This is a genomic window from Dactylosporangium sp. NPDC050588 (assembly GCF_040654975.1).
GTDB classification, from domain to species: domain Bacteria; phylum Actinomycetota; class Actinomycetes; order Mycobacteriales; family Micromonosporaceae; genus Dactylosporangium; species Dactylosporangium maewongense.
Genome location: NZ_JBFAJA010000038.1, coordinates 25,884 through 52,183, shown reverse-complemented (window position 1 = coordinate 52,183; position 26,300 = coordinate 25,884). Strand labels below are relative to the sequence as shown.

General features: G+C 72.7%; 22 protein-coding genes. 15 read left to right on the top strand and 7 right to left on the bottom strand.

What is annotated here, in order from left to right; all coding sequences use genetic code 11:
• Positions 1–271: 271 nt before the first annotated feature.
• Positions 272–2,083 carry an AfsR/SARP family transcriptional regulator gene (locus tag AB0I21_RS26085; protein WP_360564911.1) on the bottom strand — a complete coding sequence of 604 codons (1,812 nt, stop codon included), beginning with the start codon at positions 2,081–2,083 and terminating at the stop codon, positions 272–274.
• Positions 2,084–2,328: 245 nt separating this feature from the next.
• On the opposite strand from AB0I21_RS26085, the gene chrA reads away from it, so the two are divergent.
• The 3 genes from chrA to AB0I21_RS26070 are packed head-to-tail and all read left to right on the top strand — an operon-like array spanning position 2,329 to position 4,603.
• Entirely contained in the window at positions 2,329–3,456 is a 1,128-nt protein-coding gene (gene chrA, locus AB0I21_RS26080; RefSeq protein ID WP_360564910.1) for a chromate efflux transporter, read from the top strand.
• A 14-nt stretch (positions 3,457–3,470) separates the two neighbouring features.
• Positions 3,471–4,214, top strand: coding sequence for an ArsR family transcriptional regulator (locus AB0I21_RS26075; RefSeq protein WP_360564909.1), 744 nt, complete (start codon positions 3,471–3,473; stop codon positions 4,212–4,214).
• A complete protein-coding gene (locus tag AB0I21_RS26070) occupies positions 4,214–4,603 on the top strand; it encodes a VOC family protein (protein ID WP_360564907.1) in 390 nt (129 codons plus the stop codon). The genes AB0I21_RS26075 and AB0I21_RS26070 overlap by 1 nt, the downstream gene beginning before the upstream one ends.
• A gap of 163 nt (positions 4,604–4,766) precedes the next feature.
• Here the strand turns inward: AB0I21_RS26070 and AB0I21_RS26065 are convergent, their stop codons facing one another.
• Positions 4,767–5,084, bottom strand: a complete 318-nt coding sequence (locus AB0I21_RS26065; RefSeq protein WP_360564905.1) for a hypothetical protein — start codon at positions 5,082–5,084, stop codon at positions 4,767–4,769.
• Between the two features lie 353 nt (positions 5,085–5,437).
• On the opposite strand from AB0I21_RS26065, the gene rox reads away from it, so the two are divergent.
• Positions 5,438–6,856 carry a rifampin monooxygenase gene (rox, locus tag AB0I21_RS26060; protein ID WP_360564903.1) on the top strand — a complete coding sequence of 473 codons (1,419 nt, stop codon included), beginning with the start codon at positions 5,438–5,440 and terminating at the stop codon, positions 6,854–6,856.
• Between the two features lie 43 nt (positions 6,857–6,899).
• Here the strand turns inward: rox and AB0I21_RS26055 are convergent, their stop codons facing one another.
• From AB0I21_RS26055 to AB0I21_RS26045, 3 genes are read right to left on the bottom strand one after another with little or no spacing between them, the layout of a single operon-like run.
• On the bottom strand, positions 6,900–7,742 hold the full coding sequence (locus AB0I21_RS26055) for an isocitrate lyase/phosphoenolpyruvate mutase family protein (RefSeq protein ID WP_360564902.1): 843 nt from the start codon (positions 7,740–7,742) through the stop codon (positions 6,900–6,902).
• A 20-nt stretch (positions 7,743–7,762) separates the two neighbouring features.
• On the bottom strand, positions 7,763–8,116 hold the full coding sequence (locus tag AB0I21_RS26050; RefSeq protein ID WP_360564900.1) for a VOC family protein: 354 nt from the start codon (positions 8,114–8,116) through the stop codon (positions 7,763–7,765).
• A gap of 27 nt (positions 8,117–8,143) precedes the next feature.
• Entirely contained in the window at positions 8,144–8,962 is an 819-nt protein-coding gene (locus tag AB0I21_RS26045; RefSeq protein ID WP_360564899.1) for a MerR family transcriptional regulator, read from the bottom strand.
• Between the two features lie 84 nt (positions 8,963–9,046).
• Here AB0I21_RS26045 and AB0I21_RS26040 point away from each other — a divergent pair, with 84 nt between their 5' ends.
• Both AB0I21_RS26040 and AB0I21_RS26035 read left to right on the top strand, forming a co-directional pair.
• Entirely contained in the window at positions 9,047–11,578 is a 2,532-nt protein-coding gene (locus AB0I21_RS26040; RefSeq protein WP_360564897.1) for a LuxR C-terminal-related transcriptional regulator, read from the top strand.
• 74 nt (positions 11,579–11,652) lie between these two features.
• Positions 11,653–13,503 (top strand): ABC transporter ATP-binding protein, encoded by a 1,851-nt coding sequence (locus AB0I21_RS26035; RefSeq protein WP_360565001.1) that lies wholly within the window; start codon positions 11,653–11,655, stop codon positions 13,501–13,503.
• 136 nt (positions 13,504–13,639) lie between these two features.
• On the opposite strand, the gene AB0I21_RS26030 is transcribed toward AB0I21_RS26035, so the two are convergent.
• Positions 13,640–14,167: a hypothetical protein gene (locus tag AB0I21_RS26030; protein WP_360564895.1), complete on the bottom strand. Its 528-nt coding sequence runs from the start codon at positions 14,165–14,167 to the stop codon at positions 13,640–13,642.
• A gap of 236 nt (positions 14,168–14,403) precedes the next feature.
• Here AB0I21_RS26030 and AB0I21_RS26025 point away from each other — a divergent pair, with 236 nt between their 5' ends.
• From AB0I21_RS26025 to AB0I21_RS26000, 6 genes are all read left to right on the top strand, one after another.
• The gene (locus AB0I21_RS26025) at positions 14,404–15,381 is read left to right on the top strand and encodes a cellulase family glycosylhydrolase (protein ID WP_360564894.1); all 978 of its coding nucleotides are present in this window, start codon (positions 14,404–14,406) and stop codon (positions 15,379–15,381) included.
• Between the two features lie 64 nt (positions 15,382–15,445).
• Positions 15,446–16,726 (top strand): ABC transporter substrate-binding protein, encoded by a 1,281-nt coding sequence (locus tag AB0I21_RS26020; protein ID WP_360564999.1) that lies wholly within the window; start codon positions 15,446–15,448, stop codon positions 16,724–16,726.
• Between the two features lie 62 nt (positions 16,727–16,788).
• The gene (locus AB0I21_RS26015) at positions 16,789–17,652 is read left to right on the top strand and encodes a sugar ABC transporter permease (RefSeq protein WP_344509465.1); all 864 of its coding nucleotides are present in this window, start codon (positions 16,789–16,791) and stop codon (positions 17,650–17,652) included.
• Positions 17,649–18,464 (top strand): carbohydrate ABC transporter permease, encoded by an 816-nt coding sequence (locus AB0I21_RS26010; protein ID WP_354891510.1) that lies wholly within the window; start codon positions 17,649–17,651, stop codon positions 18,462–18,464. Before AB0I21_RS26015 ends, AB0I21_RS26010 begins: the two co-directional genes overlap by 4 nt.
• Positions 18,461–19,357 (top strand): ROK family protein, encoded by an 897-nt coding sequence (locus AB0I21_RS26005; RefSeq protein ID WP_360564891.1) that lies wholly within the window; start codon positions 18,461–18,463, stop codon positions 19,355–19,357. Before AB0I21_RS26010 ends, AB0I21_RS26005 begins: the two co-directional genes overlap by 4 nt.
• 114 nt (positions 19,358–19,471) lie before the next feature.
• Positions 19,472–20,113, top strand: coding sequence for a cellulase family glycosylhydrolase (locus tag AB0I21_RS26000; RefSeq protein WP_360564890.1), 642 nt, complete (start codon positions 19,472–19,474; stop codon positions 20,111–20,113).
• Between the two features lie 25 nt (positions 20,114–20,138).
• Here AB0I21_RS26000 and AB0I21_RS25995 read toward each other — a convergent pair whose 3' ends face one another.
• Positions 20,139–22,106 (bottom strand): cellulase family glycosylhydrolase, encoded by a 1,968-nt coding sequence (locus AB0I21_RS25995; RefSeq protein WP_360564888.1) that lies wholly within the window; start codon positions 22,104–22,106, stop codon positions 20,139–20,141.
• A 110-nt stretch (positions 22,107–22,216) separates the two neighbouring features.
• Here AB0I21_RS25995 and AB0I21_RS25990 point away from each other — a divergent pair, with 110 nt between their 5' ends.
• The 3 genes from AB0I21_RS25990 (at position 22,217) to AB0I21_RS25980 (ending at position 25,670) form a co-directional block, all read left to right on the top strand.
• Positions 22,217–23,251 carry a LacI family DNA-binding transcriptional regulator gene (locus tag AB0I21_RS25990; protein ID WP_360564887.1) on the top strand — a complete coding sequence of 345 codons (1,035 nt, stop codon included), beginning with the start codon at positions 22,217–22,219 and terminating at the stop codon, positions 23,249–23,251.
• Positions 23,252–23,309: 58 nt separating this feature from the next.
• A complete protein-coding gene (locus AB0I21_RS25985; RefSeq protein WP_360564886.1) occupies positions 23,310–24,242 on the top strand; it encodes an NAD-dependent epimerase/dehydratase family protein in 933 nt (310 codons plus the stop codon).
• A 261-nt stretch (positions 24,243–24,503) separates the two neighbouring features.
• Positions 24,504–25,670 carry a sensor histidine kinase gene (locus AB0I21_RS25980; RefSeq protein WP_360564884.1) on the top strand — a complete coding sequence of 389 codons (1,167 nt, stop codon included), beginning with the start codon at positions 24,504–24,506 and terminating at the stop codon, positions 25,668–25,670.
• The last annotated feature ends 630 nt before the right edge of the window (positions 25,671–26,300 follow it).

The following is a 26,300-nucleotide window of genomic DNA, read 5'->3' as shown; positions in this document are numbered from 1 at the left end:
AGGTGGACGGCGGTGCGTGCGCCGCCCGCAAGCTCGGCGACCGGCTGCCCGGGTCTCGCGGGCGACGGCCCTGCCGACACCCATCGGCTGCCCGGTCTCGCCGGCGAAGCACCGCATCGCCTGCGGGAGCGTGCTGGATGACGGCATCGTGCGTCTCGGGCGGCCACGGCACCCACCGCCTGACCGGCCGGGGCTGGATGTCCGGCGACCGGTCCCGGCGGGGCCTTACGGACGGAGCGGGTCCAGGGCGGATACAACGTCCCCGGCACCGCTATACATCGGCCGGGGCCATCTGCGCGGCGAACAGTCGGACGAGGTCGCCGGCACGGTGGCCGCCGGTGCCGTCGGCGGTGACGAGCCGCGCGTCGACCAGCTCGTCGAGCGCGTCGCCGGCCCGGTCGGGGCTCAGCGTGGACGCGGCGGCGAGGTCGTGCGTGGTCACCGGCTGCGGCAGGCCGGCGAGGGTCCGCAGCGCGTCCATCGCGGCGGCGCTGACCGTGGCGCAGCGGGCGGCGAGGCTCTCCCGGATCGACAGGTCGTGCGCGCGCAGCTCGTCGAGGCGGCGCTCCGGCGCCCGCAGCCGCCGGGCGCACGCGGCCGCGGACCGGTCCGGGCGGCCCAGCAGCCGCGCCACGACGATGCGCAGCGCCGCCGGCAGGCCCTCGCAGTGGGCGGCGACCTCGTCGAGCGCCACCGGATCCTGCGCGGGGCCGAGCGAGCCGAGCAGCAGCGCGACGGCGTCGGACCGGGGCAGGGGGTCCAGCGGCACCAGCGCGACGCCGTCGATCGTCGGCAGCGGCCGGCTGGCGGCGATCACCGCGAGGCACCCCGGGGCGGCGGGCAGCAGCGGCCGGACCTGCGCGACGTCGTCGACGCCGTCGACGAGCAGCAGCACCCGGCGGCTCGCGAGCGCGGTCCGCAGGCGGGCAGTGCGGGCGGCGAGCCCGCGCGGGACCGTCTCGTCGGCGACGCCGAGCGAGTGCAGCAGGTGCGCCGCCGCCGCGGCCGGGTCGGCGGTGCCCAGCCGCACGAAGAGCTGCCCGTCCGGGTACCTGTCGGCGAGCAGATGCGCGGCGTGGACGGCGAACGCGGACGCGCCGACGCCCGGCGGCCCGGAGACGCAGACGACCCGGGCGCCGGTGGCGACCGCCGCGAGGACGGCGTCCACCGCGGGCTCGCGCCCGACCAGCACCGCGGGGCCGGGCGGCAGCTGCCGCGGCGGTTCCGGCCGGTGCGCGGGGACCGGGAGCGCCGGCGCCGCGAACGCCGGCGTCCCGGGATGCGCCGCGAACGGCGGGCACGGCGCGGTCTCGTCGAGCGCCGGGTCGCGGGCCAGCATCGCCGCGTGCAGGCGCCGCAGCTCCGGGCCCGGGTCGACGCCCATCCGCTCGCGCAGCGCGGCCCGCACCTCCAGGAAGCAGTGCAGGGCGCCGGAGACGTCGCCGGCGCGGTACAGGGCGCGCATCAGCTGCCCCCAGGTGCGCTCCCGCAGCGGGTGCTCCACGACGGTGCGCCGCAGCTCGCCGATGAGGACCTCGTGGTGCTGCAGGGCGAGCCGCGCGTCGACGAGGTCCTCGACGGTGCGCAGCCGCTCGTCGTCGAGCGCGGCGAGGCGCTGCCCGAGCCCGCCGGGCCGGGGGAGGCCGACGCCCGCGTGGTCGTCGCGCCAGCACGCGAGGGCGGCGATGAGCCGCTCGACCGCCCGCGACGGGTCGCCGGCCCGCAGCGCCGCGCGGCCCTGCGCGGCCAGCTCCGTGAACTCGGCCAGGTCGAGCTCGCCGGGCTGGACGGCGATCCGGTAGGCCCGCTCCTGGCCCAGCAGCCGCGAGCCGGCGACGGTCTCCGGGTCGGCGAGCAGCTTGCGGACGCGGACCGCGTACGTGCGGACGTTCGCCACCGCCGAGCGGGGCGGCGCCTCGTCCCACAGCGCGTCGACGAGCCGGTCGACCGGGACGAGGCGGTTGGCGTTGAGCAGCAGCGCGGCGAGCAGCGCCTGCGGCTTGCCGGCGGGCAGCTCGACCGGGACCGTGCCGGAGCGCACCGTGAGCTGCCCGAGGATCTGGAACGAGAACGACATCGGCATCCCCGTGGTCGTAACGCGCGCCGGCCGGGACCGGCGCGCGTTCCCCCGATGACCCACTGGGATCAGTGGTCACCGGCGATGTTGCCGCGGGGACCCTGCCGAAACCCTGCGGGAACCTCAACGCCCTGGTCAGCCCGTTCTTTCGGGGCCTGACGACCTCGCCGTCGGGGGGCGGCCGGCCCGACCGCAGCCGGCGGCCGTCGGAGCGCAAGTGCATCAAACTGAACTGGTGTATGGTGCTCGTCGTGGACCCTCAGGTCGGACTGCTCACCGTGCTCAAGGAGTGGGGGCGGATCGGCTGCGTCGGCTTCGGTGGCCCGCCCTCGCACATCGCGCTGCTGCGGCAGCTGTGCGTGGACCGCCGCCGGTGGCTGGACGCGACCGAGTTCGAGGACGCGGTCGCGGCCTGCAACCTGCTGCCCGGCCCGGCCTCGACCCAGCTCGCCATCTTCTGCGCGTGGCGGGTCCGCGGGCGGGTCGGCGCGCTCGTCGGCGGGGCCGCGTTCATCGTGCCGGGCCTCGTCCTGATCCTCGCCCTGTCCGTGCTGTTCCTGGCCGGGTCGCCGCCCGCGTGGGTGCGCGGTGCCGGGGCCGGGGCCGGCGCGGCCGTCGCGGCGGTCGCGGTGCAGGCAGGCTGGAGCCTCCTCCCGGCGAGCCGGCAGCGGGCCTGGCAGTCGGGCAGCAAGGTGCGCTGGGTGCTGTACGTCGCCGTCGGGATCGTGGCCGCCGCGACCCTCGGACCGTGGCTCGTCCTCGTCCTGCTCGCCTGCGGCGTGCTGGAGGCCGCGCTCACCGTCGCCGGCACCCGGCGCGCTCCCGGCCTGCCGCTGCTGGCCGCGGCCGGCGCGGGCGGGGGAGTGCTGCTGTCGATCGCCTGGGTGGCACTGAAGGTCGGCGCGCTGTCGTACGGTGGCGGCTTCGTCATCATCCCGCTGATGCGGGCCGACGCCGTCGACCGCTTCCACTGGATGACCGACGCGCAGTTCCTCAACGCGGTCGCGCTCGGGCAGATCACGCCGGGCCCCGTCGTGCACACCGTCGCGGTGGTCGGCTACGCCGCGGCGGGCATCGGCGGCGGCGTGCTCGCCTCGGTCGTGGCGTTCAGCCCGTCGTTCGCGTTCATCCTGCTCGGCGCGCACCGCTTCGACCGCCTGCGCGGCGACGCGCGGGTCCGGGCGTTCCTCGACGGCGCCGGCCCCGCCGCCATCGGCGCGATCCTCGGCTCCGCGATCCTGCTCACCCTCGCGCTGCGCGAGCCGTGGCAGTTCGCCGTCCTCGCCGGCGCCGCGGTCCTGCTGCTGCCCCTGCGCGTGGGCGTGGTCCCCACCCTCCTCGCCGCTGCCGCGATCGGTGTAACCATCAGTTTGATTTGATGTATTCTGAGTTCATGGAGGATTCACCACCGGGCGTGCTGCGCCTGGCCGGGCATCCCGTGCGGTGGCGGCTGCTGCGGGAGCTGTCGCGCAGCGACCGGCAGGTCGGCGAGCTGGCGGCGCTGGTCGGCCAGCGGCAGAGCCTGACCTCCTACCACCTCGCCCAGCTGCGCTCCGGCGGCCTGGTCCGGACCCGGCGCAGCTCCGCAGACAAGCGCGACACGTATTACAGCCTCGACCTGGTCGAGTACCGCGCTCAGCTCGCCTCGGCCGGTCTCGCGTTGCACCCCGGCGTGCGCCTCGCCCCCGCGGAGCCGCCGCCGTCCTTCCCCCGCGTCCCCGTCCGCGTGCTGTTCCTGTGCACGGGCAACAGCTCCCGCTCCCAGATGGCCGAGGCGCTGCTGGAGCGGCTGGGCGGCGGCAGGGTCCGGGCCGCCAGCGCCGGCAGCGACCCCAAGCCCTTGCATCCTGAGGCGGTCCGTGTCATGCGCGCCGCCGGCATCGACATCGCCGGCCGCCACCCGAAACACCTGAGCGTCTTCGCCGACGAGCCCTTCGACCACGTGATCAGCCTGTGCGACCGCGTCCGCGAGCTGCGGCCCGCGTTCGCCGGCGCGCCCACCCTCGCCCACTGGAGCCTGCCCGACCCGGCGACCTCGACCGAGCCGTCGCCGTTCGCCCGCACCGCCGAAGACCTGACGACCCGCATCACCTTCCTGCTGCACGCCATCGACAGCTCCCTCGAAAGGTCGCAGTGATGAGCCTCGAACTGAAGGATCTGGTCCACGTCCGGTACATGGTCGGCGACGTCCCGGCCGCCGTCGCGTTCTACACCACCCACCTGGGCTTCACGGTCAGGACCGACGCCGCGCCGGCCTTCGCCGACGTGGTCCGCGGCCGGCTCCGCCTCCTGCTGAGCGGCCCCGCCAGCTCCGCCGGGCGCCCCATGCCCGACGGCGCGGTGCCCGGACCCGGCGGCTGGAACCGGATCCATCTCCTCGTCGACGACCTCCCCGCCGAGGTCGCCCGCCTGCGCGCCGCCGGCCTCACCTTCCGCAACGACATCGTGAGCGGCCCCGGCGGCCACCAGATCCTCCTGCAGGACCCGTCAGGCAACGTGATCGAGCTGTTCCAGCCCGCCGCCTGACCGGCCGGGCAGGGCCGGGGTCGGCCGCTCGCCGGGCGCCCGGCACGGTCCTGCGCCACAACCGGGGCATCGTCGCCATCGGCCGGAGATGGGGTAGCGCGGGCCGCGCCGCGAGGGGCTTCCGCGCCGGTGCCCCTCGCGCCGCGGTGCTCCCGTCCGTCGCCTACTCGGGCGCGGACCCCAGCGCCTCGACGAGCGGGTTGCCGTCCTCGACCGGCGCGTCCAGCTCGAGCCGCCGCAGCACGTCGGCGTACGCCGCCGGCGGCGCCCCGTGCTGCAGCCCGAGCGTGATCGCCGTGGCGAGCGCGTCGGCCAGCCCGGCCAGCTCCGACCCGTGCACCCCCGCCCGCAGGTCCACCCGCCGCAGCGTGCCGTCCATCCCGTGCCCGGTCGTCATCGCCCCCGGCACCCCGCCGATCGTGAACTCCACCGTGCACCCGTCCGCCCGCCGCTCCCGCGGCCCCGGCACCACACCTGCCATGGCTCCACCCCGTCCGGATTTCCGTGCCGGCCCCCGACGACCGGCGACGTCCCGAACCGTAGGCCACCGCCCGCCCGGCCGACAGCACCGACACGACCCGACGTCGAACACCAGATCGACACGCCGCGCGACACGCGGACGGCCCGCGGTCAGTCCGCGTGTCGTGGCCGGAATGGACTGGACGGGACGAGGCCCGGGCTTGTACCTTGCTGCTGTCCGTGACACGGCCCGAGGAGGTGAGACCCATGAACGCTGTATCGATGTGGGTGCTCCCCCTGCCGTCACGGCCGGGCGATTGACGTAGGTGTCGCCGGGAGCCCCGCCAACCAGGCACTCCCGAAAGGCAACAACCTATGTTCGACGTGATCATTGCCGGGTGTGGCCCGGCCGGTGCGATGCTGGCCGCCGAGCTGCGACTGCACGACGTGCGGGTGCTCGTCCTGGAGAAGGAGACCGAGCCGGCGTCGTTCGTCCGCATCGTCGGCCTGCATGTCCGCAGCATCGAGCTGATGGCGATGCGCGGGCTGCTGGAGCGCATCGCCGCACGCGCACGGCGCCGGCCTGCGGCCGGCTTCTTCGCCGCCATCGACAAGCCCGCGCCCGAGAATCTGGACACCGCGCACGCCTACCTGCTGGGCATCCCGCAGCCGGTCATCGTGCACCTGCTCGAAGCGCATGCGGTCGACCTGGGCGCGCAGGTCCGGCGCGGCTGTGCGGTGGCCGGCCTCGAGCAGGACGGCGAGGGCGTGACCGTCGAGCTGGCCGGCGGCGAACGGCTGCGGTCACGCTATCTCGTCGGCTGCGACGGCGCCCGCAGCACCGTGCGCAAGCTGCTCGGCGTCGGCTTCCCCGGCGAGCCCTCGCGGACCGACACGCTGATGGGCGAGATGGAGGCGGCCGCGCCGCCGGAGGAGATCGCGGCCAAGGTGGCCGAGGTCCGCAAGACCGATCAGCGGTTCACCTTCGGACCCTTCGGCGAGGTCTATCGCGTCGTGATCCCCGGCGCGGGAGTCAGCGACCGCGCGGAGCCACCCACCCTCGAGGACTTCCAGCGCCAGCTCCACGCCATCGCCGGCACCGACTTCGGCGTGCACTCCCCGCGCTGGTTGTCCCGCTTCGGCGACGCCACCCGCCTCGCCGAACGGTTCCGGGTCGGGCGGGTGCTGCTGGCCGGCGACGCGGCACACATCCATCCACCCATCGGCGGGCAGGGCCTCAACCTGGGCGTTCAGGACGCCTTCAACCTCGGCTGGAAGCTGGCCGCGCAGATCCGCGGCTGGGCGCCGGACACGCTGCTGGACACCTACGAGGCCGAGCGGCATCCGGTCGCCGCGGACGTGCTGGACAACACCCGCGCCCAGATGGAACTGTTCTCCACCGAACCGGGCCCCCGGGCACTGCGCAGGCTGCTCACCGAGCTGATGGACTTCGACGAGGTGAACCGCCACCTGATCGAGAAGATCACCGCGATCGGCGTCCGCTACGACTTCGGCCCGGGCCCCGACCTGCTCGGCCGCCGCCTGCCCGACCTCGACGTGCGACAGGGCCGCCTGTACGACCTGCTGCACCGCGGCCGCGGCCTGCTGCTGGACCGCACCGGACGCCTGACCGCCGGCGGCTGGTCGGACCGGGTCGACCACCTCGGGGACCCCACCGCGGCGCTGGACGCCCCGGGCGTCCTGCTCCGCCCCGACGGTCACGTGGCCTGGGTCGGCGACGACCAGCAGGACCTGGACGAGCACCTCGCCCGCTGGTTCGGCAAACCCGCCTGACCGCGCTGCCGCGGGCGCGTCGCCGTGACGCGCCCGCGGTGGCCTACGGCCGGCGGAAGAGGTCGTTCAGGTCGGACTGGGAGAGCTGGGTGTCGGCATACGTGAAGGTGCCGTGCTCGGCCAGCTCCCGGGCGGCCCGGCGCAGGTGGTGATACATGGCGCGGGCGATGCTGCCGCCGACGGTGACGCGGCGGACGCCGAGGTCGCGCAGGGCGGCCAGGGACAGGGTGCCGCCGGTCAGGCCCATCACCACGTTGAGCGGCCCGGTGAGCTCGCGGACCAGCGTGCCGATCGTGGCCGGGTCGGCGGCGCCCGGCACGAACGCGCAGTCCGCGCCGGCCGCCAGGTAGGCATTGGCCCGGTCGACGGCGTCGGTGAGGGTGCCGCCGACGATGAGCGCGTCCGTGCGGCCGACGAGGACGAACGGCTCGCCGGAAGAGTCGACCGCGGCGCGGGCGGCCCGGATCCGCTCCACGGCGAGCGCCTGGTCGTGCAGGGGCCGGGCCCGCGCGCCGGTGAAGTCCTCGATGTTGCCGCCCGCGGCGCCGGCGGCGACGGCCATCGAGATGGTGGCCGCGACGTCCTCCGGGGAGGCGCCGAAGCCTTCCTCGAGGTCGGCGCTCACCGGCACGTCGACCGCGGCGACGATCTCGCGGACCCGGTCGAGCATCGTGGTGCGGTCGAGGCGGGCCAGCGGACCGTGGTCGGCGAAGAAGTCGTGGTCGGGCCGGCCGAGGGAGAACGCGATCCCGGCGCTGGTGGTCGCGATGGCGGGGAAGCCGGCGGACTCGAGGACCCGGGCGCTGCCCGCGTCCCACGCGTTGGGCAGCAGGAAGCAGCCCTCCCGGTGCAGGTCCACGAACTGCTGCCGCCGGTCCCCGCCCATCGCGAACCCCCTGAAGACGATCAGCTGGCGCCGATGTCGAAGAGGTTACCCTCGGGGTCCGACAACGTCGTCCAGACGGCGCCGTACTCGTTGAAGTCGCCGACCTGCTTCGCGCCGAGGCCGACGGCGCGGGCGACGGCGCCGGGCAGGTCGGCGGTGTGCAGGTCGAGGTGGATGCTGTTCTTGCCCGGGGTCTTGTCGGGGACCTGGATGAACATGAGGACGGGCTGGGCGCCGGTCGAGCGGCCCACGGTCGCGAAGAACGGGGTCGCCTCCGGGTCGACGGTGCGGTCCAGCAGCGCGGCGTAGAAGCCGGCGAGGGCGGCCGCGTCGGCGCAGTCGACGGTGACGTGGGCGATGGCGAGGTCGGTCATGTGCTCTCTCTCCTGAGGAAACGAAGGTCAGGCGGAAATCGGCCAGCAGATCTCGGTGCGGAACTCGGCCGGGTCGGTGGTCTCGTCGGGTCCGACCAGGTAGACCTCGACGATCGGGTCGGGCAGGGCGGTGTCGTGGGACGCGACGTGCAGGCCGAGCCGGCCGTACGTGATGTCGCAGTCGGCGAACGGGCCGTTGTGCACGGCGACGGCGTAGCGGGCGGGCGGCAGGGTCGCGAACCGGTCGTCGCCCGCCCGCACCACGTCAGCCGAAACGGGCACGAACGCGACGACCTCCCCGATCTCGCCCTCGAAGAACTCGGCGGAGTAGGTCGCACCGGCCGGGCCGGCCGGATCGGTGCCGAGGTCGGCAAGGATCGAGTACAACGAAGGGAAGGCCCGTCCGCACCAGTCCGTCACCTCGGTGCGGGTGATCCGCGCCGACACCCGGACCACCGGCGAACCCGCCGACAGCCGGTGCCGGACCGGCAGCTCGGGCTCGGGCCCCAGCAGGCGGCGCAGCGACAGGACCACGTCACGGGTACGGGTGAGCTCGGCCTCCATCCGGTCCAGGTGCCGGGCCAGGGCCTCCTGCCGCGCGGACGGGTCGGGCTCGGCGAGCACCCCGCGGATCTGCGCGATCGGCATGTCGAGGTCCCGCAGCCGCCGGATGAGGTGCGCGTCGTCGACCTGCCCGGGCGCGTACCGCCGGTAGCCGGTGTCCTCGTCGATGCCGGCCGGCACCAGCAGCTCGATATCGTGGTAGTACCGCAGCGTCTTCGCGCTGAGATGGCACAGCCGCGAGAACTCGCCGATGGTGACGCCCGGTGTCATGCCCCGTGTCATGCCTTTGAGTGAACCTGTTCCAGTAGGTGGAAGGTCAAGCTTCTCCGCATATGCTGTCGGGTATCGACACAGATGGAGGCCTCCATGGACGGAGCGCCACTGCTGTCCGCGAAGCTCACCAGACCCGAGCCGGTGGACCGGGCACTGCCGCGTGAGCAGCTCATCGACTCGCTGTGGAGCCTGACCGACCTGCCGGTCACCGTGGTCACCGGGCCGGCCGGATCCGGCAAGAGCCGCCTGGTCGCCGCGTGGGCCGACGACAGCCCGGGCTGGGACTCGATCGCCTGGCTCACCGTCGACCAGGACGACACGGGCCGGCCGGCGCGCCTGTGGCAGCACCTGCTGGCGGCCCTGCGCGGCGCCGGGGTGCTGCTGCCCGCGGCACTGCTGGACCTGACCATCGCGCCCGACCACGCGACGGTCACCGAGCTGGCGGCCGTCCTCTCCCACCAGCAGCACTCGATCGTGCTCGTCCTCGATGACGCCTGCTGGCTCGACGCGGAGCAGCTGGGCGAGATCGAGTTCCTGCTACGGCACGCGCAGAGCCACCTCCGGCTGGTGCTCGTCGGCCGGCACCGGCCACGGTTCCCGCTGCACCGCTACCGGCTGACCGACCAGCTCAGCGAGCTGCGCTGGTCGGAGCTGGCGCTTGACGCCGGCGAGGTGCGGGCGCTGTTCGCGCTGCACGGCGTCGACCTGACCCCGGCCGCGCTCGCCGACGTGATGGAACAGACCCGGGGCTGGCTCGCCGGGGTGCGACTGTGCGCGCTGGCGATGGCGGACGGCTCCGGGGTGCCGGCGCTGGCCGGGCACGACTACGTCGTCGACTACTTCACCGGGGAGATCCTGGACCGGTGCACCCCGCGACAGCGGCGCCTGCTGGCCGGGGTGGCCCGCCTGGACACGTTCACGGCCGAGCTCGCCGCGATCGTGGGTGGCGTCGAGGAGGGCGACGTCATCGCCGACCTGGAGGAGGCCGGCGCGTTCCTGGAGACGGTGAGCGAGGCGCAGGGCACCTACCGCCTCCACCCGCTGTTCGGTGCCGTGCTGCGCGACCGGCTCCCGCTGCCGCCCGCCGCGGCCAGGACCGCCGGGCTCGTCGCGGCCCGCTGGTCCGCCCGGCACGGTGACCTCGCCGGCGCCGTCGAGCACGCGGCCGCCGTCGGCGCGTGGGAGGACGCGGCCCGGTTCGTCGTCGACGACCTGGCGGTCGGCGAGGTCATCGTGGACGGGCCGGCGGGCCGGCTCACGGGGCTGCTCGACGGGATGCCCGCCAAACCCGACACGCCCGAGGGCGTGATCGTCGCCGCCGCCCACGCGATATCCCACAGCGACCTCCCGCGGGCCGAACGGCTCCTCGCCGGCGACGCCTGGCTCCCCGGCCCGGAGGCGTCGCTGCCGGTCCGGATCGCCGCGTGCATGGTCCAGCAGTCCGTCGCCTACGAGACCGGCGACGCGGAGCGGCTCGACGCGGTCACCGGCGCCGCGGCGCGGCTGCTGCCGCAGGTCGACCCGGGCAGGATCGCCGTGCGGCCGGAGCTGTGGGTGTTCGTCCTGTCCGGCGTCGCGACGGCGCACCTGCGGGCCGGCAGGCTCGACGAGGCCGCCGGGAGTTTCGCCGCGGCGATCCGCGCGGCCCGCAGCGAACGGTGCGGCGGCCTCCTCGCGTACTGCACGCAGCATCTCGCCTTCACCGAGGCGCTGCTGGGGCGGCTGCGCTCGGCGTACGACACGGCCCATCGCGCATCCGACGTGGTGGCGCGCACCGAGGCGCTGAACCGGGGTCCGCGGCACATCGCCGACCTCGCGCTCGCGTGGGTCGCCGCCGAACGCTACGACACCACCGCCGCCTGGCGTCACCTGCGCACCGCCGAGGAGGGGCTGGCCACCGACATCATGCCGCGGGAGAGCGCCTACGCGGGCACCCTGACCATCGTGCGGTCCAGGCTCCTGCGCGCCCGCGGCGAACTGCCCGCGGCGCTGTCGGTCCTGCGCGGCGCGCCGCCGGAGACCTCGGCCCGCCTCTGGGTCCGGCACGAGCTGGATCTCGCCGAGTCGCGGGTCCTGGTCGCGATGGGCCGCCACGAAGAGGCCCGCACCGCCCTCGCCCGCCTCGACCAGGAGCGGCCGGAGGCGACCCTGGCCCGCGGCTCGGCGCTGCTCGCGGCCGGCGACCCGCAGTGCGCCGTCGAGTGCGCCCACCAGGTGCTGTGCTTGCCGGGCCTGCCGGTCGGCGTGCTCGTCGAGGCGTGGCTGCTGCTCGCGGCCGGCACCGCCCGGCGGGGCGACCACGAGCGCGCCGCCGAGGCGCTGCGGACCGCCGTCGGGTTCACCGTCGACGACGGCGGCACCCGCGCCGTCCACGAGGCCGACGGCGTCGTGCGCCAGCTGCTGCGCCGGCACGCGACGGCGGCGGATCCCGTGCCCGGTTTCAGCCTCCGGCAGGCGGAGGTGCTGCGGCACCTCGCGGCGCTGACCCCGACCGAGGAGATCGCCGAACTCATGGACGTGTCGGTGAAGACCGTGCGCACCCACATCCGGGAGGTGCTGCGCAAGGTCGACGCGTCCAGCCGCGCGGAGGCGGTCCGCCGCGCCCGCGACCTCGGCCTGTTGTAAACCGATTGGACCTGAACCCCACTCCAGGTCGTACGGTGGCGGACGTGAGCATGGAAGTCACCGCCTGGAACCAGATGTACCAAGCCATCCACGCGACCCAGGACCGGCGGCCGTTCTCGGTCGCCACGCTGCGCCGGATCGCCGCGTTCGCGCGCCCGCACAAGGCCCGGCTCGCCGGGTTCCTGTCGCTGAGCGTCGTGACGGCCCTTCTCGCGGTCGCCACGCCGGTGCTCGCCGGCCGGGTCGTCGACGCGATCGTCGGCGGCGGCTCCCGCGACACCGTCGTCACCCTCGCGGTGCTGATCGCGGTCATCGCGCTCGTCGAGGCCGGCGTCGGGCTGCTCGCCCGGCTGCTGTCGGCGCAGATCGGCGAGGGGCTGATCCTCGACCTGCGCACCACCGTCTTCGACCACGTGCAGCGCATGCCGGTCGCGTTCTTCACCCGCACCCGCACCGGCGCGCTGGTCAGCCGGCTCAACAACGACGTCATCGGCGCGCAGCGCGCGTTCAGCGGCACCCTGTCCGGCGTTGTCAGCAACATCGTCACCCTGTCGCTGACGTTCGCGGTGATGGTGAGCCTGTCGTGGAAGATCACGCTGCTCGCGCTGCTGCTCCTGCCGGTGTTCGTGCTGCCGGCCCGCCGGATGGGCACCCGGCTCGCCCGCCTGCAGCGCGAGGCCGCCACGCACAACTCGGCGATGAGCACCCAGATGACGGAGCGCTTCTCCGCACCCGGCGCCACCCTCATCAAGCTCTTCGGCCGGCCCTCCGACGAGTCGGTGGAGTTCGCCGCCCGGGCCGGCCGGGTCCGCGACATCGGCGTCCGCACCGCCATGAACCAGACCGTGTTCATCACCGCGCTGACCGTCGTGTCCTCGCTCGCCCTGGCCCTCGTCTACGGCATCGGCGGCGTCGCGGCCCTCGCCGGCCAGCTCGACGCGGGCGCGGTCGTGGCGCTCGCGCTGCTGCTGACCCGGCTGTACGCGCCGCTGACCGCCCTCGCGAGCGCCCGGGTCGAGGTGATGAGCGCCCTGGTCAGCTTCGAGCGGGTCTTCGAGATCCTCGACCTGCGCCCGCTCGTCGCGGAGAAGCCCGACGCCCGCGAGGTCCCGCCCGGCCCGGTGTCCGTCGAGTTCTCCTCCGTCCGCTTCGGCTACCCCTCCGCCGACAAGGTGTCCCTCGCCTCCCTGGAGGAGGTCGCCACCCTGGACACCCGCGGCGGCGTGGAGGTCCTGCACGACGTCTCGTTCAAGGCCGAGCCGGGCCAGATGATCGCCCTGGTCGGCTCGTCCGGCGCCGGGAAGTCGACCATCGCGCAGCTCCTGCCTCGCCTGTACGACGTGGACAGCGGCACCGTCCGCCTCGGCGGGATCGACGTCCGCGACCTGTCCTTCGACGCGATCCGCGCCACGCTGGGCATGGTCACCCAGGACGGGCACCTCTTCCACGAGTCGGTGCGGGCCAACCTGCTGCTGGCCCGGCCGTCGGCGACCGAGGACGAGCTCTGGACGGTCCTGCGCCGGGCCCGCCTCGACGACCTGGTCGCCTCCCTCCCCGACGGCCTCGACACCGTCGTCGGCGAGCGCGGCTATCGCCTCTCCGGCGGCGAGCGGCAGCGCCTCACCATCGCCCGCCTGCTTCTGGCCGGCCAGCAGGTCGTCGTGCTCGACGAGGCGACCGCGCACCTCGACTCGACGTCGGAGGCCGCGGTGCAGGCGGCGCTCGCCGAGGCCCTCAGCGGCCGGACGGCGGTCGTCATCGCGCACCGCCTGTCCACCGTCCGCGCCGCCGACCTCATCCTCGTCGTCGAGGCCGGCCAGATCGTCGAACGCGGCACCCACACGTCCCTGCTCGCCGCCGGCGGCCGCTACGCCGAGCTCTACTCAACCCAGTTCGCCGACACCGACGACCAGGTCCGCGTGTAGTCGGGCCTTCGGTCCGGCACACCACCCGGGCAGCTTGCGCCGCGAGGGTCCCGCCCGCCGGTGCCCGTCGCGGCGCAGGTCCGGGCGTGACCGGCATGGCTCCGGGCGAGTGCGATCAGGACGGCGCGTGTGGCGGCTACCCTACCGAGTGCAGGAAGAAGTCGAACACCTGCTGCGGGTCCGGGTGGTCCGCGAGTGCCGCGTCGCGTTCGGCCGTCGACATCGGCGGCCGCAGGCCTGCCCGGCGGCAGAAGTCGAGCAGTTCCCCGGCGCCGAGTTCGCCGACCCACGGGCCGAGGAAGTCGACCAGGCTGGTGCCGACCAGTTCGACGCTCGCCTCGTCGTCGACGTAGATGACCGGCGCGCCGGCGAAGGTGTCCGCGCCCGCGCTCCAGTAGCCGATCGGCAGGCGGTCGTAGGTCTCGCCCAGCCAGAGGATGTCGGCCAGGAATCTGGCCACGCCCGGGTGACCGTCGGCGAGATAGCTGTGGACGACGGGCGGGTCGTCGGTGACGGTGAAGCACTCCGCGAGGAACGGGTCGTCGCGCATCTGCCGCCACACTGCCAGCTCGGGCGGCTCCACGTCCCGCGACGCCGGGGCCACTCCGGCGTCGGAACGCAGTCGCCGCAGCAGTCTCCCGGTGGCTTCGGTGCGGTCGGTCACGGTGGCTCCTGTTTCTGCTTCGGCGCGCGCCGTCGATCGGCGACCCGCGAAGCTACAGCACCGCCGCAACCCGCCTGACATGGTTATGCGCTTCAGTGTTGGCGTGCGGCGGCGGAGTGGGATTGACAGCTTCAATGTGCGGGCCTAGGTTGATGGAACTTATCCGGTTCAGTGAGCGCGCGCCCCCACCCCAGGCGCGCGGCCGGGGCCGGCACCGCCTGAAGGGTCGATCCGCGATGCCCCACCACGGGTTCAACGTCCAGTGGATGTTCAACGCGCACGCCGGCGCGGCAGGGCCCGACGAGCGGGTCCTGGACGCCGTCGCGGCGTGGGGATTCAACTTCATCCGGCTGCCGACGGACTACCGGCTGTGGAGCGTCGGCGGCGACCCGCACCAGGCCGACGAGTCGGTGCTCGCCCGCGTCGACAAGATCCTCGACGCGTGCCGGCAGCGCGGCTTGCATCTTTCACTGAACCTGCACCGCGCGCCCGGCTACATCATCACCGGGTGGGAGACCGAGCCGTACAACCTGTGGACGGACCGCCCGGCCCGCGACGCGTTCGTCGCCACGTGGGAGCGGTTCGCCCAGCGTTACAGCGGCATCCCGGCGGAAGCGCTCAGCTTCGATCTCGTCAACGAGCCACCCGCGCTGGGGCTGCGCGGCTTCACCCGCGACGCCCATGAGGCCGTCATCCGGCACGCGGCCGCCGCGGTGCGGGCGATCTCGCCGGACCGGCCGCTGGTCATCGACGGCCTCGACGGCGGCAACCTCGCCATGCCCGAGCTCGCCGACCTTGGCGCCACGCAGAGCGTCCGCGGATACCAGCCGATGCGCGTCTCGCACTACCGGGCGCCCTGGTGGCCCGGGCATCAGGGGCTCCCGGCGCCCGCCTACCCGTGCGACTACGACGGGCGCTGGTGGGACGGCGCGGGGCTGCGCGACTTCTACGCGCCGTGGCGCGAGCTCGAAGCGGCGGGCGTCCCCGTGCACGTGGGGGAGTTCGGCTGCTACGAGCACACCCCCGACGAGGTCGCGCGGGCCTGGTTCGCCGACCTGTTCGACGTCTTCGGCCAGTTCGGCTGGGGCTACGCCCTGTGGGAGTTCGAAGGCCCGTTCGGCATCGCCGGGCACCACCGGCCCGGCGCCCGGTTCGAGCGGCGCGACGGTTTCGACGTCGACGTCCGCCTGCTCGACCTCATGCGCTCGTTCTGACTCTTGGCACCTGTGCGGCACAACCGATAACACCCCCTCTGATCGGAAGGTGGTACCCGTGCATATGAAGAAGCACCTCGTCGCCTTGCTCGCAGTGACCTCCCTCGTCCTCACCGCCTGCGGGGAAGACGCGGGCAGCGGCTCGGACGGCAAGATCGCCGGCGACATCACGGTACTGACGCAGCGGACCGACCTCGTCGACACCGTGCTGCCGGAGTACAAGAAGAAGTTCGAGGCGAAGTATCCCGGCACGAACGTCAAGTTCGAGGCGATCACCGACTACGAGGGTGAGGTGCGCGTCCGGATGAACACGAAGAACTACGGCGACGTGCTGCCGATCCCGAACTCCGTCACCGCCGACCAGCTGCCGCTGTTCTTCGAGCCGCTGGGCACCGTGGACGCGATGAAGGACAAGTACCGGTTCGTGCGCTCCGAGCAGACGTTCGGCGGCAAGGTGTACGGCCTCGCCATCACCGGCAACGCCCAGGGCTACGTGTTCAACAAGAAGGTGTGGGCGCAGGCCGGCGTCACCGAGCCGCCGAAGACGCCCGAGGAGTTCCTGGCGGCGCTGAAAGCCATCAAGGACAAGACCGGCGTGATCCCGCTGTACACCAACTACAAGGACGGCTGGCCGCTCGGCCAGTGGGAGGGCGTGCGCGGCGCCGTCAGCGGCGACCCGGAGGCGGCCATCAAGCTCGGCAAGGACGACGCGCCGTGGAGCCCCGGCAAGGAGCAGTACATCATCGACTCGCTGCTCTTCGACGCGGTCAAGGGCGGCTACACCGAGCCGGACCCGACGACGACCAACTGGGAGCAGTCCAAGGGCATGCTCGGCACCGGCAAGATCGCCACGATGATGCTCGGCTCCTGGTCCGTGGTGCAGATGCAGGCGGCCGCCGCCAGCAAGGACGACATCGGCTACTGGCCGTTCCCCAACCAGGTCAACGGCAAGTTCCACACCGTCGTCGGCGGCGACTACAAGAACGGCATCAACGTCAACTCGAAGAACAAGGCGACCGCGCGGGCGTGGGTCGACTGGTTCGCCGACGAGTCGAACTACGCCACCGACCAGGGCGGCGTCTCGGTGGTGACGAGCGCGCAGCTGCCGGCGTCCCTCGCCGACCTGCAGACGGCCAAGACGGAGTTCATCGAGCTGAACCCGGCGCCGAAGGGCGAGGAGGGGCTCGCCGACAAGATCGGCAACACCGCCGAGATCGCGCTGTTCGACGGCAAGTACCGCCAGCGGATCGTCGACGCGGCCCGCGGCGCGAAGAAGGAGACGAAGGAACAGATCTTCGCCGACCTGAACAAGAAGTGGGCCGACACCCGGGCGAAGCTCAAGTAGGTGTGCTGCTTGGCGTGCGGCCCTTCGCCGGGCCGCACGCCTCTGTCCTCGAAAGGTGAGACGTGGGCCGGAAGCTGACACCCTACGTGTTTCTCGTTGCGCCGCTGACGTTCCTGATCGTGTTCACCTACATCCCGGTGGTGAACATGTTCGGCTACAGCGTCACGTCCTGGGACGGGCTGAGCCCGAGCCGGGAGTTCGTCGGGATCGACAACTACGTCGAGATCGCCACCCGGCCGGAGCTCTTCGGCGTGCTCAAGGTCAGCCTGTATTACATCGGCGCGTCCGTGGTGCAAATCCTGCTCGCGTTGTATTTCGCCACGATCCTGAGCTTCAACACGCGCTTCCGGAACCTGTTCAAGGGCGTGCTGTTCTTCCCGTACCTCATCAACGGCGTCGCCATCGGCATGATCTTCCTGTTCTTCTTCCAGCCCGGCGGCACCCTCGACTCGGCGATGTCGGCGGTCGGCCTCGGCGGCGCGACCCAGCAGTGGCTCGGCGACCCCGAGGTGGTCAACTACTCGCTCGCCGGCACCTCGATCTGGCGCTACCTGGGCCTCAACTTCGTGCTGTTCCTCGGCGCCATCCAGTCGATCCCCGCGCACCTGTACGAGGCGGCCGAGCTGGACGGCGCGAACCGCTGGGACCAGTTCCTGCACATCATCCTGCCGGGCATCCGGCCGATCGTCGGGCTGTCGTTCATCCTCGCGATCTCGGGCTCGCTGTCGGTGTTCGAGATCCCGTTCATCATGACCGGCGGCGCCAACGACAGCGAGACCTTCGTCATCCAGACCGTGAACATGGCCTTCAAGTACTACAAGCTCGGCCTCGCCTCGGCGATGGCGGTCGTCCTGCTGCTGATCATCCTGCTGGTGACGTGGTTGCAGCGCCGCATCGCACCCGACGAGAAGGTGGACCTCTCGTGATCGCCCGTGTGCTGAAATACCTGTCGCTGACCGGCGCGTGCCTGGTGGTGCTGCTGCCGCCCGTCGTGCTGGTGATGGCGTCGCTGAAAACCAACACCGAGTACCTCAACAGCGGCCCCTTCGACCCGCCCGGCGACTGGTTCAACCTGGACAACTACGTCACGGCCTTCACCAAGGGGCACATGCTCCGCGGCTTCGTGAACACGTCCATCATCATGGCGGTCTCGCTGGCCGGCACGGTCCTCATCGGTTCGATGGCCGCCTACGCCATCGACCGCTTCCGGTTCCGCCTCCGCGGGGTGGTCGTCGCGCTCTTCCTGCTCGCGACCCTCGTGCCCGGCGTGACCACCCAGGTCGCCACGTTCAAGGTCGTCGACGCCCTCGACCTCTACGACAGCCGCTGGTCGGCGATCGTGCTCTTCCTCGGCACCGACATCATCTCCATCTACATCTTCCAGCAGTTCCTGCGCGGCGTGCCGCGCGAGCTCGACGAGGCCGCCGCGATGGAGGGCGCCTCCGCGTTCGGCATCTACTGGAGGATCATCCTGCCGCTGCTGAAGCCGGCGATCGCCACGGTCGTCATCATCAAGGGCATCGCCATGTACAACGAGTTCTACATCCCGTTCCTGTACATGCCGTCGCAGGAGCTCGGGGTCATCTCCACGTCGCTGTACCGCTTCAAGGGGCCGTTCGGGGCGCAGTGGGAGGTCATCTCCGCCGGCGTCATCCTCGTCATCATTCCAACGCTCGTTGCATTTCTCGCCCTCCAGCGCTTCATCTACAACGGCTTCACCGCGGGGGCCGGCAAGTGAGCGTGCTGTTCGGTGGTGTCGAGGCCGGCGGCACGAAGGTGGTGTGCGCGGTGGGGGTCGGCCCCGACGCGGTCGTGGACCGCACCACCATCCCGACGACCTCGCCGGGGGAGACCCTCGACCGGGTCATCGCCTACTTCCGCGCCCAGCGCGCCGCCGGCCGCGACATCGCCGCGCTGGGCGTCGCCTCGTTCGGCCCGCTCGACCTCGCCTCGGGCCGGATCACCACCACCCCGAAGCCCGGCTGGGGCGGCACCGACCTCGTGGGCGCGCTGCGGCGCGGGCTCGGCGTCCCGGTGGCGCTGGACACCGACGTCAACGGCGCCGCCTACGGCGAACACCGCTGGAGCGCGGGCCGCGGCCAGGGCACCGTCGTCTACGTGACCGTCGGCACGGGCATCGGCGGCGGCGCCGTCGTCGACGGCCGCCCGCTGCACGGCCTGCTGCACCCCGAGATGGGCCACCTGCACGTCCAGCGCCATCCCGGTGACGACTTCGCCGGCACCTGCCCGTTTCACGGCGACTGCGTCGAAGGACTCGCCAGCGGCCCCGCCATCGCCCGCCGGGCCGGCCGCCCCGCCCACGACCTCGGCCCGCTGCTGTCCCGGACGGTGGCGCTCGAGGCGCACTACCTCTCGCAGCTCATGACGTCCATCCTGTACCTGTTGATGCCGCACCGCATCGTCGTCGGCGGCGGCGTCCTGAACATCCCCGGGCTCCTGGACGCCGTGCGTGCCGCCACCGCCGACCGGCTCGGCAAGGCCCTCGACGCCGTCCCCGCCACCGCCGACCTGTCCACCTACATCGTCCCGCCGGACCTGGGCGGCCTCTCCGGCGTGCTCGGCGCGCTTGGCCTCGCCGAGCACGAGTACCAGCGACTGGTTGCAACTTAATCCGTTAAGCGCTCCACTGAGACGGCAACGCCCGCCAGCGCTGCCATTCTCCGTCCCGACTGGCTCAGTGCTGCCTGCCGTCGCTTCATCGGTTCAGGACAGATTGGAGCTGTCATGGCACGACGGACACTGGCCGCAGTCGCCGCAGGGATGCTCGCCGCCGCCGGACTGGTCGTCGCGGGACCGGCATCGCCGGCCGCCGCGGCGACCGGGTTCCGGGTCTCCGGCACCAGGCTGCTCGACGCGCGGGGCAACCAGTTCATCATGCGCGGCGCCAACCACGGCCACGCCTGGTACACCAGCCAGACCCAGGTATGGGCGGACATGAAGAACTCCGGCGCCAACACCATCCGGGTCGTGCTCACCGGCGGCCGCTACGGCTACAGCAGCGCCGCGGACGTCTCCGCCGTCATCTCCCGCTGCAAGGCCGTGCACATGCACGGGGTGTACGACACCGCGCAGGAGGTCTACACGTACATCGACTCCTACGTGAACGCGGGCCTGCTGCTCGTCGTCGGGGAGTTCGGCCACTGGCACTCCGACGGCCCGGTCGACGAGGACGCGATCGTCAACCACGCCAACTACCGCGGGATCGGCTGGCTCGCCTGGTCGTGGTCCGGCAACGGCGGCGGCGTGGAGTACCTGGACATGGTGTACGGCTTCAACGTCAACAACCGCTCCTGGTGGGGCGACCGCATCATCTGGGGCACCAACGGCTGGAAGCAGACCTCGAGGCAGGCCACCGTCTACAACTGACGGTGGCCTGCCTGCTCGTTGCTGCCTACTGGGCGCGGAGGTGGTCGATGTCGTGCGTGCCGTTGCCGTCGAACCAGACGTAGACGGCCCGCACGTCGGCCAGCGCCGCCGCGTCGCAGGACATGCCGGTCGCGAGGTCCGCCTCGACGGTCGTGGTGCTGCCCGCGCTCGCGTAGCCCCACGTCGACTGGCACCAGGTGTAGGCGTCGCCGGTCTGCACGGCGATGCTGGTGGAGGTGCCGGTCGTGGTGCGCAGCTCGTACCGCAGCGCGGACTTGCCGGACAGGTCGACACCCGTCAGGCCGGTGACGCCGAACCAGCCGCCGTCGGCGGTGGTGACCCGCAGGCCGGCGGAGCCCTCGGGATGGAACTCGGTCGTCCGCGCCACCGTGCCGGCGTCGGACTGCCAGCTCGCCGCGGCCCATCCCTCGGTGCCCGCCTCGAAGGACGCCAGGACCAGGGCGTCGCCGGGCCGGTTCTTCACCGTGACGCGCAGCTCCGCGACGTTGGAGGTGCGGCCCGCCTCGTCGCGGATGGTGTACGGCGCGGCGACCCGCCCCACGAAACCGGCGGCGGGCGTGAACGTGACGACGCCGGTCTTCGCGTTCAGGCCGAACGAGCCGCCGGGCAGGGTCACCGTGGTCTGCCGGCCGGCGGCGGCCGGGTCCAGGTCGATGGTGGCGGCCTTGACCCTGGTGCGGTAGGCGATGTCGTTCGCGGCCGGGGTGAGCGTCGCCGGGTCGTCGCGCAGCGTCTGCGCGGTGTCGTGGTCGGCGACCGGCGGGCGGGAGCGACGGCCGTGCCGCAGCTCGTCGCCGGCGTTGGCGACGGTGGTGCACACGGGGCTGGGGCAGTAGACGGTGAAGCCGTCGTAGTCGGGGTAGTCGGTGCCGTCGTCCTGCACGCCGGAGAGGATCCAGTACAGGAAGCCGTCGAGGCGGGCGCTGACCGCGGCGTCGGTCCACTGCTGGTAGACGACGTTGCGGGACGCCTTGTCCAGCAGGCCGAACTCACCGAGCATCACCGGCTTGCGCAGCCGGCCGGCGAGACGGGCGTGGGTGGTGATCCAGCCGCTGCCCCACGACGGGTCCTTCTTCCAGTGGTCCGGGTACAGGTGGAAGGACATGAAGTCGACCGCCGGGAGCGCGGCGAGGGCCGCCGAGTCGACGCCGTCGGCGCAGTTGACGGTGAAGTCGGCGCTGGCCCGGTCGGTACACAGGAAACCCTCGTCACCGGAGCTGATGAGGTGCCTGCGGTCGACGCCGTCGAGGTGGGCGCTGATGTCGGCGGCCCATGCGGTGACCGTCGCGTCGGTGCACGCCGCCGAGCGCGGGTAGACGCCGGAGCCGACGCAGCGCGGCTCGTTGGCGAGCTCCCACGCCATGATGGTGGGATCGTCCTTGTACTTGACCCCGGTGAGACTGTTGGTGCGGTTCAGCACGTGGCTGATCCAGTCCTTGTACCAGCCGCGGATCACCGGGTCGGTGTAGAAGTCGTCGTGGTGGGCGCCGCCGCGCCAGCGCACGTACTGGTCCATGCCGCCGAAGGCGCTCCAGTTGTTGGTCAGCGGGATGACCAGCCGGATGCCCTTGTCCCGGGCCGACTTCACCACCTGGTCGAGGTGCTGGAGGCCGTCGGGGCCGTCGTTGTAGGCGGGTCGCGTGCCGTCCCAGTACTGGAAGTAGACGCCGTTCTCCTTGTGGTGCACGGATCCCGTGTCGTCCTGGGCGCCGATGTCCAGGAAGCCCCAGGTGCGCAGCACGGTGAAGCCGGCGGCCTTCGCGTCGGCGAAGACGTCGTCGACCATCGCCGGTGAGCGGTACATCAGGTAGTAGTTGTTGGAGCCGGCGAACCGGAACTCCTTGCCGTTGAGGGTGAGGTCGTCGCCATGGCGGGTGACGAAGCCGGTGTCGCCGTGCGTGGTGGCGCTCGCCGGGCCTGCCGCCAGCACGAGGGCGAGTCCGGCGCATGCGGCGAGAAGGGGTCTGATCATCGGCTGCCTTCCGTAGACTTAACCGAATCAGTCCGGAGACTAGAGTTGGCGCCGCTGGCGTGTCAATGATGACGTTGACATAGCGCATTGATCGTCTTACGGTCTGCCTTATGCGCTTCAGTCGCCGGGTCACGATCCGTCAGGTCGCCACCCGAGCGGGCGTCTCCGAGGCGGCGGTGTCGTATGCGCTCAACGGGCGGTCGGGCGTGTCCGAGATGACCCGGGCGAAGGTCCTGGCCGCCGCCCGCGAGCTCGGCTGGGCGCCCAACCTCGCGGCGCGCTCCCTCGGGCTGTCCCGCGCCAACGCGATCGGCCTCGTGCTGGTGCGCCCGCCGCGGGTGCTGATCGTCGACTCCTACCTGACGCAGATGCTCAGCGGCGTCGAGGCGGAGCTCAACCGCAACGGCATGAGCCTGCTGCTGCACCTGGTCGACGAGGTCGACGACACCGTGGACGTGTACCGCCGGTGGTTCGCCGGCCGGCACGTCGACGGCGTCATCGTGACCGACGTCCGCCCGCAGGACCCGCGCATCGACGCGCTCGTCGAGCTGGGCCTGCCCGCCGCCGTCATCGGCGGGCACACCGGACCGGACACCATCAGCAGCGTCGACGCCGACGCCGCCGGCACGGCCGCGCGCGTCGCCGACTACCTGCGGGCGCTGGGGCACCGCTCGTTCGCCCGCGTCGCCGGGGTCGCGGAGCTGCTGCACACCCGGCAGCGCGACACGGCGTTCGCCGCCGCCGTGGACCGCGCCGGCCTGGACCGGCATCGCGTGCTGCACACCAACTACAGCGCGGTGGACGGCATGCGGGCGATGCTGGACCTGATGAGCGGCGCCGACCCGCCGACCGCGGTCGTCTTCGACAACGACGTCATGGCCGCCGCCGCCCTCAAGGTCGTGCACGACCTGGGCCGCTCCGTGCCGGGGGACGTGTCGGTGATCGCCTGGGACGACTCCGACCTGTGCCAGATCACGGTCCCGGCGATCACCGCCGTCGAGCAGACCCCCGCGCACCAGGCGGAGCTGACCGCCCGGGCGCTGCTGCGGACGCTGCACACCGGCGACGTCAGCCACATCACCCTGCCGCCGGGCACCCTGCACGTGCGGGAGTCGACCCGCCCGCTGCGCCCGCGACATCCGTGATCGACGTATTCGAAACGATCCCTTGACACGGGGGTGGGCACCGCGTGCATGATCCGGCGTGCGGATTCTTGTGGTGGGTGGCAGCGGGCTGATCGGGGCGCACGTCGTGGACGTGCTCCGCGAGCGGGGGCACGAGGTGACGACCGTGGCGCGCAGCGCGCAGCCGGGGGTCGACCACCTGCTCGACATGGAGGTCGCGCCGGCCGACGAGCTGCGCAAGGTGCTCACCGGGCATGACGGGGTGGTGTACGCGGCCCGTACCGACGAACAACGCGCACTGCGCAAGCCGATCCATCCGCAGTTCCGCCGCGACATCGTCGAGCCGGTGGTGCGGCTGTTCGCGGCGGCCCGGGAGGAAGGCCTGACCCGCGGCGTCGTCATGGGGTCGTACTACACGTACTGGGACCGGCTGCACCCTGAGCTGCGGCTGACCGAGCGGCACACGTACATCCGCTGCCGGGTCGAACAGGCGCGGGAGGCACGCGAGGCCGCCGGGCCGGGACTGCCGGTCGCCGTGCTGGAGCTGCCGTTCGTGTTCGGGCGGGCCGGGGACCGGCTGCCGAACTGGGCGCCGGCGCTGGACGGTTGGGCCCGCTCCCGGTCGCCGCTGCTCGCCCCCACCGGCGGGACGGCCGTGACCTCGGCGCGCGCCGTGGCCGAGGTCGCCGCCGACGCCCTCGAACAGGGCAGCGGCGAGGACATCCCCGTCGCCGACGAGAACCTCCGCTGGGGCGAGATGCTGGAGCGCATCGCGACGGCGGCCGGGCGCCCCCGCAAGGCCCGCCGGCTGCCCGCCGCCGTGGTCCGGGCCGCCCTGAAGCTCGGCGGCGGGTTGCAGGCCCTGGGGCGCAAGGAGTCCGGCGTCAACCCCTCCCACCTCGCGGACGTGCTGCTCGCCGACCTGTTCATCGAGCCGGCGTCCGGAAAGCCGCTCGACGCGGCGATCCGGGAGACGTTCGAGGAGCGCCCGGCAGCCCGAGCAGTTGCATGACCGCGGGCGTCCACCGCGTCGCCGCCGAAGGCCCCCGACAGTCCGACGGCGGCGACGAGGACCCGGGCTACGCTGCCGCGCCCGCGGAGCGGCCCCGCGCGCTGTGGCGGTGGGTTCACGCCGACGATCGTCGTGGCGCCACCCGCCCCGCGTCCTCCGGCGGGCGGCGGCCAACGGTACGCAGATCTGCGTAGGCGGTGCCGCCCAGGTCGCGCCTCTCGTCGTAGGTTTTCTGTCGTACCGGGTAACTAAGCTGCGGGTATGAGACGACCGGGGGCGCTGGTGCAGGATCTCCTGCTCGGCTGCTTCGTGGCGGTCATGCAGGTGCAGGGGACCCTCGCGAAGCCGCAGGAGGTGGGGTCGCGCCCGCTGGCCGATCTGGGCCACCTCGGCATCGCCCTGCTGGTCGCGAGCGGGCTGATCCTGGCCGTGCGGCGGCGCTGGCCGGTCGCGGTGTTCGTCGCGTCGGCGCTGATCAGCCTGGCGTATTTCGTCGCCGGGTTCTCCGACGGGCCGGGGTGGATCGGGCTGTTCGTCGCGCTGTACACGCTGACCGCCTATGGCGACGGTCGCCGTTCGCTGCTGATCGCGGGCGCCGGCATCGCGGTGCTGGCCACCGGCTGGCTGATCGTGGGCGCCGACGTGGAGCCGCGCGCGGCGATCGGGTGGGTGTTCTTCCGGATCGCGGCGTCCGTCATGGCGGCGGCCCTGGGCGAGTCGGTCCGGTCGCGGCGGGTCGCGGTGGCGGAGGCCCTGGAGCGGGCGGCGCAGGCCGAGCGGACCCGCGAGGAGGAGGCCCGGTCGCGCGTGGACGCGGAGCGGCTCCGGATCGCCCGGGAGGTGCACGACACGGTCGCGCACGCGATCGCCATCATCAACGTGCAGGCGGGCGTCACGGCGTACATGCTGGACCAGCGCCCGGACCGGGCCCGCGAGGCGCTGGTGACGATCGAGCAGACGAGCGCCCAGGCGCTGCAGGAGATGCGGACCGTCCTCGGCGTGCTCCGCAACGATGACGACGGCCGGGTGCCGCACCCGGGGCTCGGGCAGGTGCACGAGCTCGCCGTGGTCGCCCGCGACGCGGGCCTCGACCTGACCCTCGACGCGGACACGGCGGGCGAGGTGCCGAGCTCTGTCGGCACCACCGCGTACCGGATCGTGCAGGAGGCGCTCACCAACGTGATCCGCCACGTCGGCCCCACCCGGGTGACGGTCACGCTCAGCCGGCACGCCGACGTCCTCGAGGTCCTGGTCACGAACACAGGCCCGAAGGCCGCCGCCGCCACACAGCCCGGCCGCGGCATCAGGGGCATGATCGAGCGCTGCGAACTCCTCGGCGGCGACCTCACCGCCGCCCCGTTACCCGCGGGCGGCTTCGAGGTCCGCGCCAGACTGCCGCTGGTCACCAACGCAGCGGTTCCTGCATGACCACTCCGCCGCGCACCACCATGGTCCACACCTCAGACGGGCGCAGGCGCACAGCGAAGGCGACGACATGAGCGCCCCCGATCGTGGCGGCGGCCACCGAACGATGCGCCGCTGCTCTGACCTGCGCCGGACCGCGGCGGAGGTGGCGGCATGAGCGCCCTGTCGCGCAGCGGAGGCAGCTCACGGACGATGGGCTGCTGCTCTGACCTGTGCCGGACCGCGGCGGAGGTGGCGGTATGAGCGTTCTGTCGCGTAGCGGTGGCAGCTCACGGACGATGGGCTGCTGCTCTGACCTGTGCCGGACCGCGGCGGAGGTGGCGGTATGAGCGTTCTGTCGCGTAGCGGTGGCAGCTCACGGACGATGGGCTGCTGCTCTGACCTGTGCCGGACCGCGACGAAGGTGGCGGTATGAGCGTTCTGTCGCGCAGCGGAGGCAGCCTACGGACGATGGGTTGCTGCTCAGACCTGCGCCGGACCGCGACGAAGGTGACGGTATGAGCGCTCTGTCGCGCAACGGAGACCCACGGACCATGGGGCGCGGGCTCCAGCTGACGCCGACGCCGACGCCGACGAGCGCAGCAGACGTGACGGACATGCGCGCACCCGAATACAGCGGACGCCCGCAAGATG

What these genes read in the sequence shown, in the direction of transcription:
- AB0I21_RS25980 (WP_360564884.1), top strand. Translation starts at nt 24,504, where the DNA reads ATGAGACGACCGGGGGCGCTGGTGCAGGATCTCCTGCTCGGCTGCTTC.
- AB0I21_RS26055 (WP_360564902.1), bottom strand. Translation starts at nt 7,742, where the DNA reads ATGGGCGGGGACCGGCGGCAGCAGTTCGTGGACCTGCACCGGGAGGGC.
- AB0I21_RS26085 (WP_360564911.1), bottom strand. Translation starts at nt 2,083, where the DNA reads ATGCCGATGTCGTTCTCGTTCCAGATCCTCGGGCAGCTCACGGTGCGC.
- AB0I21_RS26000 (WP_360564890.1), top strand. Translation starts at nt 19,472, where the DNA reads ATGGCACGACGGACACTGGCCGCAGTCGCCGCAGGGATGCTCGCCGCC.
- AB0I21_RS26050 (WP_360564900.1), bottom strand. Translation starts at nt 8,116, where the DNA reads ATGACCGACCTCGCCATCGCCCACGTCACCGTCGACTGCGCCGACGCG.
- AB0I21_RS26070 (WP_360564907.1), top strand. Translation starts at nt 4,214, where the DNA reads ATGAGCCTCGAACTGAAGGATCTGGTCCACGTCCGGTACATGGTCGGC.
- AB0I21_RS25995 (WP_360564888.1), bottom strand. Translation starts at nt 22,106, where the DNA reads ATGATCAGACCCCTTCTCGCCGCATGCGCCGGACTCGCCCTCGTGCTG.
- AB0I21_RS26025 (WP_360564894.1), top strand. Translation starts at nt 14,404, where the DNA reads ATGCCCCACCACGGGTTCAACGTCCAGTGGATGTTCAACGCGCACGCC.
- rox (WP_360564903.1), top strand. Translation starts at nt 5,438, where the DNA reads ATGTTCGACGTGATCATTGCCGGGTGTGGCCCGGCCGGTGCGATGCTG.
- AB0I21_RS25990 (WP_360564887.1), top strand. Translation starts at nt 22,217, where the DNA reads ATGCGCTTCAGTCGCCGGGTCACGATCCGTCAGGTCGCCACCCGAGCG.
- AB0I21_RS26045 (WP_360564899.1), bottom strand. Translation starts at nt 8,962, where the DNA reads ATGACACGGGGCATGACACCGGGCGTCACCATCGGCGAGTTCTCGCGG.
- AB0I21_RS26035 (WP_360565001.1), top strand. Translation starts at nt 11,653, where the DNA reads ATGTACCAAGCCATCCACGCGACCCAGGACCGGCGGCCGTTCTCGGTC.
- AB0I21_RS26040 (WP_360564897.1), top strand. Translation starts at nt 9,047, where the DNA reads ATGGACGGAGCGCCACTGCTGTCCGCGAAGCTCACCAGACCCGAGCCG.
- AB0I21_RS26020 (WP_360564999.1), top strand. Translation starts at nt 15,446, where the DNA reads ATGAAGAAGCACCTCGTCGCCTTGCTCGCAGTGACCTCCCTCGTCCTC.
- AB0I21_RS26075 (WP_360564909.1), top strand. Translation starts at nt 3,471, where the DNA reads ATGGAGGATTCACCACCGGGCGTGCTGCGCCTGGCCGGGCATCCCGTG.
- AB0I21_RS26065 (WP_360564905.1), bottom strand. Translation starts at nt 5,084, where the DNA reads ATGGCAGGTGTGGTGCCGGGGCCGCGGGAGCGGCGGGCGGACGGGTGC.